At 36.8% G+C, this 12,933-nt stretch carries 10 protein-coding genes; all 10 read left to right on the top strand.

What is annotated here, in order from left to right; genetic code table 11:
- Positions 1 to 215: 215 nt before the first annotated feature.
- Positions 216 to 911, top strand: coding sequence for a DUF5058 family protein (locus tag ACS3UD_RS05825; protein WP_308137372.1), 696 nt, complete (start codon positions 216 to 218; stop codon positions 909 to 911).
- A 12-nt stretch (positions 912 to 923) separates the two neighbouring features.
- The gene (locus ACS3UD_RS05820; RefSeq protein ID WP_308137373.1) at positions 924 to 1,625 is read left to right on the top strand and encodes a hypothetical protein; all 702 of its coding nucleotides are present in this window, start codon (positions 924 to 926) and stop codon (positions 1,623 to 1,625) included.
- A gap of 10 nt (positions 1,626 to 1,635) precedes the next feature.
- The gene (locus ACS3UD_RS05815) at positions 1,636 to 3,006 is read left to right on the top strand and encodes an amidohydrolase (protein ID WP_308137374.1); all 1,371 of its coding nucleotides are present in this window, start codon (positions 1,636 to 1,638) and stop codon (positions 3,004 to 3,006) included.
- A 149-nt stretch (positions 3,007 to 3,155) separates the two neighbouring features.
- Positions 3,156 to 4,751 (top strand): PucR family transcriptional regulator, encoded by a 1,596-nt coding sequence (locus ACS3UD_RS05810; protein WP_308137375.1) that lies wholly within the window; start codon positions 3,156 to 3,158, stop codon positions 4,749 to 4,751.
- Positions 4,752 to 4,819: 68 nt separating this feature from the next.
- Positions 4,820 to 5,872: a recombinase RecA gene (gene recA / locus ACS3UD_RS05805; RefSeq protein ID WP_308137376.1), complete on the top strand. Its 1,053-nt coding sequence runs from the start codon at positions 4,820 to 4,822 to the stop codon at positions 5,870 to 5,872.
- 359 nt (positions 5,873 to 6,231) lie between these two features.
- The gene (gene rny, locus ACS3UD_RS05800; RefSeq protein WP_374049915.1) at positions 6,232 to 7,806 is read left to right on the top strand and encodes a ribonuclease Y; all 1,575 of its coding nucleotides are present in this window, start codon (positions 6,232 to 6,234) and stop codon (positions 7,804 to 7,806) included.
- A gap of 159 nt (positions 7,807 to 7,965) precedes the next feature.
- Positions 7,966 to 9,399, top strand: a complete 1,434-nt coding sequence (gene purB, locus ACS3UD_RS05795) for an adenylosuccinate lyase (protein WP_308137378.1) — start codon at positions 7,966 to 7,968, stop codon at positions 9,397 to 9,399.
- A 48-nt stretch (positions 9,400 to 9,447) separates the two neighbouring features.
- On the top strand, positions 9,448 to 10,149 hold the full coding sequence (locus ACS3UD_RS05790; protein ID WP_308137379.1) for a flavodoxin family protein: 702 nt from the start codon (positions 9,448 to 9,450) through the stop codon (positions 10,147 to 10,149).
- Positions 10,150 to 10,220: 71 nt separating this feature from the next.
- Entirely contained in the window at positions 10,221 to 11,825 is a 1,605-nt protein-coding gene (locus tag ACS3UD_RS05785) for a gamma-glutamyltransferase family protein (protein ID WP_308137380.1), read from the top strand.
- 72 nt (positions 11,826 to 11,897) lie between these two features.
- The gene (locus ACS3UD_RS05780) at positions 11,898 to 12,767 is read left to right on the top strand and encodes an SDR family oxidoreductase (RefSeq protein WP_308137381.1); all 870 of its coding nucleotides are present in this window, start codon (positions 11,898 to 11,900) and stop codon (positions 12,765 to 12,767) included.
- The last annotated feature ends 166 nt before the right edge of the window (positions 12,768 to 12,933 follow it).

The following is a 12,933-nucleotide window of genomic DNA, read 5'->3' as shown; positions in this document are numbered from 1 at the left end:
TGAAGTATTAAAATAAAACCTGTTTTCAGAAATTGAAGGCAGGTTTTTTATTATGCTGAGTAACGCTTTAAATAAAAAAATTTTCATTTAATTTTGTTATTTTATAAATTATTTTCATATGTACACTTATTTTCAAATTAAATAAATTTATCTGAATTGTCTTATTTCTATCAGCAAGTTAAAATAATATCAATTAAAAGAAAAGGAGCTACGATATGGATTACTTAAAAATGGCCAATAGCCTTCCGATGTGGATTGCTGCCGGCATTGCTGTGCTTTTGGTATTAATACAATCGATAATATTTGCTACTAAATCTTTTGCAACCGGAAAAGAAATAGGAATTTCGGAAAGTGCAATGAAGGATGCTATGAAAAGCAGCTTCATCACTTCAATAGGACCGTCTATGGTAATTCTCACGGGGTTGTTATCTTTACTGGTAACAGTTGGAGGCCCGATGGCATGGATGAGACTGTCTTTCATAGGCTCGGTAATGTTTGAGCTAATGGCAGCAGGTTTCGGAACACAAGCTGCAGGAGTTGAAATGGGTGTAGATGCAATGACTGATGTTGCTTTTGCAAACGCTGTTTGGACAATGATTTTAGGTTCAATAGGATGGATTGTTTTTTCAACGTTTACTGCAAATAAAATGGACAAAGTACAGCAGAAATTTTCAAAGGGCGACAAAGGCCTTATTACGATTGCATCTACAGCGGCAATGCTTGGAGCTTTTGCATCGTTGAGCTCAAGTCATCTTGTGGCCATGAACAAAAATACCATTGCGTGCATAGCCGGAGGGCTCATAATGGCAATAATAGGGCCGCTTGGTGATAAGAAGAATATAAAATGGCTTAAAGAATGGACTTTGGCAATAGCGTTATTTGGCGGAATGATTGTGGCCGCAGTTATTTAAAGGAGGTATGAAATGGAAGAGACAAATAAAAGCAATGTATATGAAGGAAGTTATATAGCATATATAAACAAGTGGGGTAAAATAACAAATTGCCTGGGAATATTATTTTCGTTCGGGCCGGCGTTTGTATTAGCAGTTATATTTGATATAATGCCGCCTTCGAGTGCTATCATGACGGGATTTATATCAATAGCAGGTGCTGTAGGTGTACTTTGGTTTGTTGAGCCCGTTTCCTATTTTCCAATAATAGGTGTGGCGGGGACATACATGGCATTTATGTCAGGAAATATTTCAAATCTTAGAATCCCATGCGCCGCTATAGCTCAAAAAATTGCAAATGTAGAACCGGGTACAAATGAAGGAGCAATTGTTGCAACGCTTGGGATGAGTGTATCTATAATTGTTAACATTGTTATTCTAGCTGTTGGTGTGTTTGCCGGAAGCGCAATAATGACTGTTCTCCCCGAGTCGATAATAAATGCTTTGAACTATCTTCTGCCGTCTTTATTTGGAGCGATATTTGTGCAGTTTGCAATTAAAAAAATTAAACTTGCTCCTATCGCTATGGCATTAGGACTTGGGCTTACTTTGTCGGTTAATGCCGGGGTGTTTAGTTTTATCCCGGGAGGAAAACCCACATATCTTGTTACTCTTGGCTCGGTTTTCGGAACAATAATAATTGCATCGCTGCTATACAAAAAGAAATTAATATAAGGAGTCTATAATGAATAAACAAGAATTAATTGCAGAGGTAGAAAAGTTAAAGGATGTTATTACAGACGCAAGTATAAGCATTTGGAATAATCCTGAAATATCCGGAGAAGAAAAGTTTTCATCTGAACTTATAAAAAATATATTAAAAAATAATGAATTTAAAATTTATGATATAAACAACGTAGAGTATGCTTTTTATGCCGAGTATGGCCAAGGAAGCCCCGTAATAGCAATTATGGGAGAGTATGATGCATTGCCTGGTATGTCTCAGAAAAAAGATATTAAGCATAATCCTGTAATTGAAGGAGGCAACGGACATGGGTGCGGCCATAATCTTTTGGGAAGCGCTGCTATGGGAGCTGCACTAGCGCTAAAAAATTATATAAAGCAAGATAATGTTAAAGGTACAATAAGATTCTATGGCTGTCCTGCTGAAGAAACATTGAATGGAAAAGTGGAAATGATACGAGAGAACGCATTTGACGGATGTGATGTGGCATTAAGCTGGCATCCTATGAATGTAAATACTCCAATTTATAATTCATATCTTGCTAATAACTCTATAAAATTTAAATTCAATGGAATATCGGCACATGCAGCAGCGGTTCCTCATCTTGGAAGAAGTGCTCTGGATGCTGTTGAGCTTATGAATACGGGTGCAAATTATATGAGGGAACATGTAATTGATAAGGCAAGAATACATTACACCATTACTGATGCCGGAGGACCTCCTAATATAGTTCCGAAGGAAGCAGAATCATGGTATTTCATCAGAGCCCCACATAGAAAGGATGTTACTGAAATCACCGATAGGCTTATAAAAATTTCTGAAGGAGCTGCTCTTATGACTGAAACAGAGGTAAGCCATAAATATGTTGCAGGATGTTATGAAATGATGCCAAACAAGGTTTTGTTCGATCTTACGTATAAAAACATGCAAGAGATTTCGGGACCGGATTTTACTTTAGAAGAACTGCAGTTTGCTGATGAAATTCAAAAAACTGTAAGTGAGCACCAGGTTGAGGATGATCTAAACAACTACAAAATATTTAAAAAATATTCGATGCATAAGCATGTTGTTTCTAAAGAGGTAGCACAGGAGACGTATTTAACAGGTTCTTCAGACTCAGGGGATGTAAGCTGGATACTACCTATGAATTGCTTTCTGACAGCATGCTGGCCTTTGGGAATAAATCCTCATACGTGGCAGGCAACATCAATGGCGGGATCAGAGGTTGCGCAGAAAGGAATGTTGTACGCTTCAAAAGTCTTTGTGTCAATTGCATACGATCTGTTAAATGATAGCAGTCTTGTGGAAAGTGCGAAAAAAGAATTTTCTGACAAAACTAAAAATAATAAATATGTTCTGCCTTTAAAATAATTTTATGAAAAGATGTTTCATTATGCGATGCGGTCTGTTTGCAGCATTCAATATTGAAACATCTTTTTATATTTGATTTTATTATAAAAAAAATATATAATTTATATATATTTTAGAGGCGGTGATATTTTGGGATAACAGTTAGAGAAATGATGAAAGCAGAATTTTTTAAAGACTATAAGGTAATAGCGGGACATGGCGGATTAGATAACCAAATCCAAGGTGTGACTGTATTGGATGCCCCTGACGGCTTCAAATGGACGATGGGCAAGGAGTTTGTAATAACTTCGGGATATATATTTTCAAGAGATTTTAATTATCTGAACGAATATATATGTTCGGATGAACTAAGGAAAAATGCTGCATTGGGAATAAAATTTGTCAGATATCTAAAGCGTACTCCTGAAAATCTAATTGAGGCCTGTAATAAATGCAACGTTCCGCTGATAGATATACCTGATAAAGATCCTTTTATGGGAATATTTAATGCAGTTAATGTAATTGTTATGAATAAAAATATTCGGCAGTTCAATATAGGCAGAATAAATCCCAAAAGCTTTACGGATCTTACATACCAGGAAATGAAAATTAAAAAAATATTGAATAGCCTTGAATATGAGATGGAATTTCCGGCAATGCTTTACGATTTAATTGACGATAAGGCATATTATAGTTCAAACAAGTTTAAAGAGCTGTCAGTTGGTTTCAGCAAATATGACTTTTGGAATCCATCCTTTAGCCATAGCGTGGAAGTTATGTGCGACAATTTAAAAATGATAAGATACAGATTTTATGACGACAAGTATGACAAGCCATACAGTTGGATAACTGTTCCCATAAGCGTAAAAAACAAAGTTAGGGCGTACTTTGTTGTCATGGAGGCAACAGAACTTTTAGACTATTTCGATCAATTTGCTCTTCGAATAGGCTTTGTGCAAATTCAAGCGATGTTTGAGCAAATACTTGTAGCACAAAGCTCTGGCGATAGAGGGTTTGCATCTGTAGTTAAGAATATTATTAATAAAAGATATGATAAAAAAGAAATTATTGAAAAAGCCCTTGAATACGATCTTGATGTAGACAGAAAAAGTTGCATGTTTGTAATTGAACAAAAAAATAAAGGTATTCTTATTTCAGGATACAGCGATATTATCAATAGTGATAAAAGGCAGGTTTTTGGTTTAAATACATGTCAAATGGCATTAATGGGAGATAACAGATGCCTTTTTATGTATAATTTTACTGAAAGGGAAAAAACAGATAAAGAATATGAAGCGATGCTCAATAAAGTCTGCAATTTAAAAAAACGTCTGGAATTAGATATAGAAGGTTCAGAATTTATAATTGGGATTTCCGATGTGTCTGATTATATTTTTAACGCAGGTAGAAATTATGATAGATGCCTAAAGTCAATATGCATGGGTTCACATATTTATCCCGGCCTAGATATAATAGAATATTCCCGGCTGGGAGTGTTTGCATGGGTAGATATAAAAGAGGACGAGATCGATGTAATGAAAAAAGGAATTGAAGTTTTATATACAGACGAAGCAAATAGTGAGCTTTTGGAAACATTAAAGGTTTATCTTGAAAACAAAATGAATTTTAGCCTTACAGCTGAGAAATTGTTCGTGCATATTAATACTGTGAGAAAACGAATTGAAAAGATAAGCGACATGATAAGCATAGATCTCAATGATGAAATGAATCGCATCAAGCTTGAACTTCTTCTTAAAATAATATAATTAACGTTGACAAATAACTGAATAACAGATATAATTAAAAGAACAAATGTTCTAAAAAGGAGTGTATAATGGAGAAAGATAAGGCGCTTGAGCTTGCTATTGCTCAAATAGAAAAACAATTCGGCAAGGGATCTATAATGAAGCTTGGAGAAAATGCGAAGCTTAATATAGAATCGATACCGACCGGTGCCCTGCCGCTTGATATTGCTACCGGTATAGGCGGAGTTCCAAAAGGAAGAATAATAGAGATTTTTGGACCTGAATCATCAGGAAAGACTACCGTTGCATTACATATAGTTGCAGAAGCACAAAAAAGAGGAGGTATTGCTGCTTTCATAGATGCTGAGCATGCACTTGATCCTGCATATGCTAAAAAACTTGGAGTATCAAATGAAGACCTTATTATTTCTCAGCCAGATACAGGCGAACAGGCCTTAGAAATAGCGGAAGCATTGGTCAGGAGCGGAGCCGTTGATATAGTGGTAATAGATTCTGTTGCCGCACTTGTTCCTAAGGCAGAAATTGATGGAGAGATGGGTGATTCTCATGTAGGACTTCAGGCCAGACTTATGTCTCAAGCTTTGCGAAAGTTGGCAGGAGCAATTAATAAATCCAATACAGTGGCTATTTTCATCAACCAGCTTCGTGAAAAAGTTGGTGTTATGTTTGGAAACCCTGAAACTACCACAGGCGGACGAGCTCTTAAGTTCTATGCATCAATGAGGTTTGATGTCAGAAGGATAGAATCCCTTAAAAAAGGGGACAATGTCTATGGAAATAGAACAAGAGTCAAGGTTGTTAAAAACAAGGTTGCACCTCCGTTTAAACAGGCAGAATTTGATATTATATACGGTAAAGGAATATCAAAGGAAGGCTGCATACTTGATATGGCAGTTGAGGCCGGTGTTGTTAATAAAGCCGGAGCATGGTATTCATATGAAACCGGTAGAATCGGACAGGGAAGAGAAAATTCAAAGGAATATTTGCTTTCAAACCCTGAGCTTATGGCTGAAATTGAAAAGAAAGTAAGAGAAAAATACGATCTTGGAGATGTGAAGGAAAGCTATGATGATTCAGATAAATCTGCTAAGTCAGCTAAATCGGCGGATTCAGATAAATAATAAAGAGGCTGTTGCATATAGTTTTTATACGAAGCAACAGCCTCTTTATTATCTATTTTTGATCTATTTCTAATTGCCATCCCAAGAGTGTGTTTATCAACAGCAAGGCTCCTTGTAATACCTCCCTAAAGATTTTTCAAGGCAAAAAATAAATTTGACAGAAAAATAATTATGTAAATATTAAACGAAATACGCTTGAAGTTTCCGAATATTGAACATATTGTCTTGACATAAAGCGCAAAAAATTATAAAATATTATATATTCAAGTATTTAGAAATAAATTTGATATTTCAAATATATGATAGAAAATTAGCATTTTTTATATTTAGCATATAGCGTAATGTAAATAAATGTAGATATTTCGCAGCTTGAAAATTTAATAACGGGAGGTGCTGAATTGTTCAATGAAATAATAGTAGGTATTATCTGCGCATTAATAGGTATAATAGTGGGAATTATAATTCGTAAAAATATATCTGAGAGCAAAATAGGTAGTGCTGAAGAAGAAGCTAAAAGGATTATTGGTGATGCTGTTAAAGAAGCCGAAACAAGTAAAAAAGAAATTCTTGTTGAAGCAAAAGATGAAGCTCACAAAATGAGAAATGAATATGAAAGAGAAAACAAGGAAAGAAGAAACGAATTACAAAGATCCGAAAAAAGACTAATCAAAAAAGAAGAAATGCTTGACTCAAAGAGTATGCAGGTTGAAAAGAAAGAAGAGATGCTCCAAAGGAAGCTTAAAGATATTGAGAATAGGCAAAATAAACTGGAAGCAATTCATGACAGGCAAATTCAAGAACTCGAAAGAATTTCTGGGCTTTCAACTGACGAAGCAAAAAATATGTTGATTGACAACATAAAAAGAGAAGCTGAGCAAGAGGCTTCAATTGCTGTTAAAGAAATTGAGAGAGAAGCAAAGGATACTGCGGAAAGAAAGGCACGTGAAATTATTACATATGCAATTCAAAAATGTTCTGCAGATCATGTAGCGGAAACAACTGTATCTGTTGTAGACTTGCCTAATGATGAAATGAAGGGCAGGATTATTGGAAGAGAAGGAAGAAACATCAGAGCTCTTGAACAATTAACAGGTATAGATATTATAATAGATGATACACCGGAAGCAGTAGTTATTTCCGGATTTGATCCTATTAGAAGAGAAGTTGCAAGATTAGCCCTTGAAAAATTAATTTCAGACGGAAGAATTCATCCGGCAAGAATAGAGGAAATGGTTGAAAAGGCTAAGAAAGAAGTTGAGCAACAGATTAAAGATGAAGGTGAACAGGCAACACTTGATACCGGTATACATGGACTTCATCCGGAGCTGGTAAGGCTATTGGGCAGACTGAAGTTCAGAACAAGCTATGGCCAAAACGTACTGAAGCATTCTATAGAGGTTTCATACCTTGCTGGAATTATGGCGGCAGAGCTGGGTGCGGATGTTAAAATAGCAAAAAGAGCCGGATTATTGCATGATATAGGAAAAGCAGTAGACCACGAAGTAGAGGGGCCGCATGTAACTATCGGTGAAGATCTCGCTAGAAAATATAAAGAGAGCAAAGCAATTGTTCATGCAATAGCAGCCCATCACGGTGATATTGAACCTCAGACCGTAGAGGCGGTACTGGTTCAGGCAGCTGATGCAATATCAGCAGCAAGACCGGGAGCTAGAAGGGAAACACTTGAAACTTATATTAAGAGATTAGAGAAACTAGAAGAAATTTCAAATTCATTTGAAGGCGTAGAAAAATCTTTTGCTATACAGGCAGGAAGAGAAATACGCATCATTGTTAAACCTGAAGTTACGAGCGATTCAAGTATTATATTGATTGCAAAGGATATTGTCAAAAAGATAGAAGAAGAAATGGAATATCCGGGACAGATAAAAGTAAATGTAATCAGAGAAACACGAGCAACAGAATATGCAAAGTAATTAAATAAGAAATATATGGAAGTAAACAAATTTATTGTTTACTTCTTTTTAATTTCAAGATAGAATAAAAATAAGAATATACATATAAGAAGAAATAATTGACAGATAAATTGCTGTTTAACTTGTCAATGTATTAATAAATTTAGAAAGAGGTATGAAATGTCTAGAGATACTTATGAAAACCCGTTAATATCAAGATACGCAAGCAAGGAAATGAGCTATATTTTTTCTGATGAAAGCAAATTTTCCACATGGAGAAAACTTTGGGTTGCATTAGCTGAAGCAGAAAAGGAATTAGGATTAAACATTGATGACGAGCAGATATCTGAAATGAGAGCTAACATTTATAATATAGACTATAAAATGGCTGCACTGAAGGAGAAAGAGTTCAGGCACGATGTTATGGCTCACGTTCACACGTTTGGTGCTGCATGCCCTAAAGCAATGCCTATAATTCATCTTGGTGCCACAAGTATGTATGTAGTGGATAATACGGACGCCATATTGATGAAACAGGCACTTTTACTAGTAAAAAAGAAACTTGTAAATGCAATAAGCTCATTGTCAGAATTCTGCATGAAGTATAAGGATATGCCTACATTGGGATATACCCATTATCAGCCGGCTCAGCTTACAACCGTAGGGAAGAGAGCTGCTCTTTGGCTTCAGGACCTTGTGCTTGATTACGAGGAAATAAATCATGCGCTTTCATTGGTTAAACTAAGAGGCGTAAAAGGTACAACAGGTACGCAGGCAAGTTTTATGAATTTGTTTGAAAATGATAGCGAAAAAGTGAAAAAGCTTGAAAAACTGGTAGTTGAAAAAATGGGATTTCATGACTCGTTTAAACTGACAGGCCAGACATATACGAGAAAGGTTGACTACTATGTGCTTTCTGCCTTAAGCGGCATTGCACAGACATTGCACAAGGCGACGAATGATATAAGAATACTGCAAAGCCAAAAAGAAATTGAAGAACCTTTTGAAAAGAATCAAATTGGATCATCTGCAATGGCATACAAGAGAAATCCAATGAGAAGTGAGAGAATTGCATCATTATCGAGATTTATAATGTCAAACGAAGCCAACATGGCAAATACCCAGGCGACGCAGTGGCTTGAAAGGACACTGGACGATTCTGCAATTAAGAGGCTTGCCATTCCTCAAGGGTTCTTAGCTGCAGATGCTGTACTTGGAATTGCAATAAATGTATTTACAGGGTTGGTGGTAAACGAAAAGGTTATAGAAAAGCATATAGGTGAAGAGCTTCCGTTTATGGCAACAGAGAATATTATAATGGAAGCAGTTAAGAGAGGCGGTAACAGACAGGAATTGCATGAAGAGATTAGGGTGTTGTCTATGCAGGCAGCAGAGCAGGTCAAGAAATTCGGGAACAGGAATGACTTGATTGAAAGAATGTCTGAAAGCAAAGTAATAAATATGTCAAAAGAAGAAATCCTAGAAACTGTAAATCCTGTAAACTATGTGGGCAGGGCTCCGCAGCAGGTTGAAGAGTTCTACAATGATACAGTTAAGGATATCCTTGAGGAAAACAAGGAACTTCTTGGTGTTAACGTGGAATTAAGAGTGTAGCGCACTTGAATTTTATATAAATAGCTGCAAGCTAAGTGGGGATTTAATATGAATATAACAGTGATTTATGGAACTGAGCATAAAGGCAGTACTTATAGCATCGCTCAGCTATTTTTAAAAAAATTAAGGAACGAAAATTCTGAAATAAGAGAAGTCTTTTTGCCTAGAGATGTCCCTAATTATTGCAGGGGGTGTGCACAATGCTTTGAAAAAGGAGAAGAGCACTGCCCGGATTATGAGAAAGTTAACAGAATAAAGAAAGATATAGAAAAGGCTGATTTACTGATTTTTACCAGCCCGGTCTATGTATATCACACAACGGGACAAATGAAGACGCTTCTTGATCATTTCGGGTATCAGTGGATTGTTCACCGCCCAAATAAATTAATGTTCAATAAGATGGCTCTTATAATCTCAACAGCAGCAGGAGGCGGAATGAAGTCAACAATTAAGGATATTGCTGACAGCTTAACATTTTGGGGAGTTGCAAGGATTTTTAAGTACGGAAAAGGAGTCGCTGCAATAAACTGGAACGGTGTAAGTGACAAGAAAAAGCTTTCTATATACAAGGACGTTGACAGAATATCATCTAAAATTATAGCGACACAGGGAAATGTTAAGCCCAGTTTCAAAGTTAAGGCAATTTTTAATGTAATGAGGCTGGTTCAAAAAAAAGGAGGCTTCAATAAAGCTGACCATGATTATTGGAAGGAGCATGGGTGGCTCCATAATAAGAGACCATGGCAGTAGAGCGAAAATGTAATTGTTATATTTATAAGAACATTAATTAAGAAATATAATGATGAATATTGGGAGGAAGAATGAACTTTAATCCGGAAGAATACAAATATCCGTCCAAAAGAAATGTGGTGTACGGCCATAAAGGAATGGTTGCCACATCTCAGCCTTTGGCGTCGCAGGCAGGTCTTGAAATTTTAAAGGCAGGCGGAAATGCGGTAGATGCGGCTATAGCAACAGCCGCATGTCTAACCGTTGTTGAACCGACGTCAAACGGTCTGGGAAGTGATGCCTTTGCGTTGGTATGGATAAATAATAAATTACATGGGTTAAATGCCAGCGGATATTCACCATACAGTATTTCCATAGAAAAACTGAAAGACAGGGGTTACAGCGAAATACCAAAATACGGTGTTATACCTGTTATGGTACCCGGTGCGCCTGCTGCTTGGGCAGAACTATCAAACAAGTTTGGAAAACTACCACTTTTAGATGTCCTAAAACCGGCAATTGATTACGCAAGAAACGGATTTGCTGTTTCAGTAAATGTTAAAAGCGCATGGGATGCTGCATGCCATATATATAGAAGTGAACAAAAAGAGGAGTTTAACGGATGGTTTTCTACGTTTACTAAAAACGGCAGAACACCTAAATTCGGTGAAATATGGAAACTCCCACACCATGGAGATACTCTTGAGAAAATAGGAAGAACCTATGCGGAGGATTATTACAAAGGTGATATAGCAGATAAAATTGATTCTTTTTTTAAAAAATATAAAGGGTATTTAACAAAGGAAGATTTAAGGGGTTATAAACCTGAGTGGGTTGAGCCTATCAGAACTGATTACAGAGGCTATGATGTGTGCGAAATACCTCCAAACGGTCAGGGCCTTGTTGCGCTGATGGCTCTACAAATATTAAATGGATTTAGTTTTACAGAGAAAGATAGCAGTGAGACATACCATAAGCAGATTGAGGCAATGAAACTTGCATTTGCAGATGGTCAAAAATATATAACAGACCCGGAACATATGAAGGCTGATGTAAGCAGGCTGTTGTCGGAAGAATATGCTGAAGCAAGGAGAAATTTAATTACTGATACAGCATTGTTTCCTACAGAGGGAGATCCTAACAGCAGAGGGACAGTATATCTTTGTACTGCTGATTCAGAAGGAAATATGGTTTCATACATACAAAGCAACTATATGGGGTTCGGATCGGGAATTGTTATTCCTGAAACAGGGATAGCCCTTCATAATAGATTACATAATTTTAGTTATGACAACCAACATAATAATTGTCTAATGCCGCATAAAAAAACATATCATACAATAATTCCCGGATTTTTGATGAAGAACGGAAAGGCAGTAGGTCCGTTCGGAGTTATGGGAGCATTTATGCAACCGCAGGGTCATGTCCAGGTAATCGCAAACCTCATAGATTTTCACATGAATCCACAAGAGGCGCTGGATGCACCCAGGTGGCAATGGATAAAAGATAAAAAAATAGAAGTTGAACCAGGGGTTCCGCTGCATATTGTGAAAGATTTGATGCGACGAGGACATGATGTTAAAATTCAGCCCAATGCATCTTCTTTTGGCAGAGGTCAGATAATTTTGCGTACAGATGAAGGGACGCTCTGCGGTGGAACTGAGCCAAGGACAGACGGACAAATTGCAGTTTGGTAAGTAATTAATTTTAGCTGTATGATGTAAATTAGTTTTGGTAATAACTAAGTATATATAAATTCGGAGGTTATTATGAAAACTGATTTAATGTATACAACGCAGGATATTAAAGGACAGACACAGACGGAACCGGGGAAAGAAAGTGAAATGAATCCCAGACCCATATACGATGATGTGAATTGCAGAGGATATGGCAGATTAAAAGGAAAGGTTGCAATTATCACCGGAGGGGACAGCGGAATAGGCAGAGCTGTTGCCGTTGCTTATGCAAAAGAAGGGTGCAATGTTGCCATAGTATACAATATTGCTGACGACGATGCAAACGAAACAAAGATGGCTGTTGAGAGCTATGGAGGCACGGCATATTTAATCAAAGGAAACTTGAGAGATTCAAATTTCTGTAATGAAGCAGTAGAGAAAACTATAAGTCAATTCGGAAGCTTGGATATTTTAGTAAACAATGCAGCAATACAGCATCCGCAGACTAACTTTGAGGATATAACAGACGAACAGCTGGATGACACCTTCAGAACAAACATATACTCAATGTTTTATCTTACAAGATCAGCCTTAAAGTATTTGAAAGAAGGAAGCAGCATCATAAATACAAGTTCAGTAGTTGCGTTCAGGGGCAGCAAGGATCTAATTGATTATTCAGCGGCTAAGGGTGCGGTAACATCATTTACAAGATCTTTATCACAAAATCTAGCAGGCAGGAATATACGAGTTAACCAAGTGGCTCCGGGGCCTATATGGACACCGCTGATACCTTCTACATTTGATAAGTCAAAGGTTGGTGTTTTTGGCAAGGACACTCCGATGAAAAGGCCGGGACAGCCGGCGGAGCTGGCTGAAGCATATGTATATCTAGCGACAGACTGCTCTTCGTATATGACCGGACAGACAATGCACATAAACGGCGGGGACATAGTAAACAGTTAAATATCAAAGCGCTTCTGATAATAGCGGAAATAAATATAATTACTTAGGAAATAGAGGAGATTTGACAAAATGCGCAAATCTTTTCTTTTTTTCTTATAGATGCAGTCATTACTGTATGTAACAATTTTTTTGAAATATGAAACAAATTTTATAAATTTTTCGTCTA

The sequence above is a fragment of the Sedimentibacter sp. LTW-03 genome, assembly GCF_052059825.1.
In the GTDB taxonomy this organism is placed as follows: domain Bacteria; phylum Bacillota; class Clostridia; order Tissierellales; family Sedimentibacteraceae; genus Sedimentibacter.
The sequence above is the reverse complement of the archived record's forward strand: the minus strand, read 5'-3'. Positions and strand labels throughout refer to the sequence as shown.

Coding starts and splice junctions, on each gene's coding strand:
- ACS3UD_RS05790 (WP_308137379.1), top strand. CDS start 9,448: ATGAATATAACAGTGATTTATGGAACTGAGCATAAAGGCAGTACTTAT.
- ACS3UD_RS05820 (WP_308137373.1), top strand. CDS start 924: ATGGAAGAGACAAATAAAAGCAATGTATATGAAGGAAGTTATATAGCA.
- purB (WP_308137378.1), top strand. CDS start 7,966: ATGTCTAGAGATACTTATGAAAACCCGTTAATATCAAGATACGCAAGC.
- ACS3UD_RS05780 (WP_308137381.1), top strand. CDS start 11,898: ATGAAAACTGATTTAATGTATACAACGCAGGATATTAAAGGACAGACA.
- recA (WP_308137376.1), top strand. CDS start 4,820: ATGGAGAAAGATAAGGCGCTTGAGCTTGCTATTGCTCAAATAGAAAAA.
- ACS3UD_RS05810 (WP_308137375.1), top strand. CDS start 3,156: ATGATGAAAGCAGAATTTTTTAAAGACTATAAGGTAATAGCGGGACAT.
- ACS3UD_RS05785 (WP_308137380.1), top strand. CDS start 10,221: ATGAACTTTAATCCGGAAGAATACAAATATCCGTCCAAAAGAAATGTG.
- ACS3UD_RS05825 (WP_308137372.1), top strand. CDS start 216: ATGGATTACTTAAAAATGGCCAATAGCCTTCCGATGTGGATTGCTGCC.
- ACS3UD_RS05815 (WP_308137374.1), top strand. CDS start 1,636: ATGAATAAACAAGAATTAATTGCAGAGGTAGAAAAGTTAAAGGATGTT.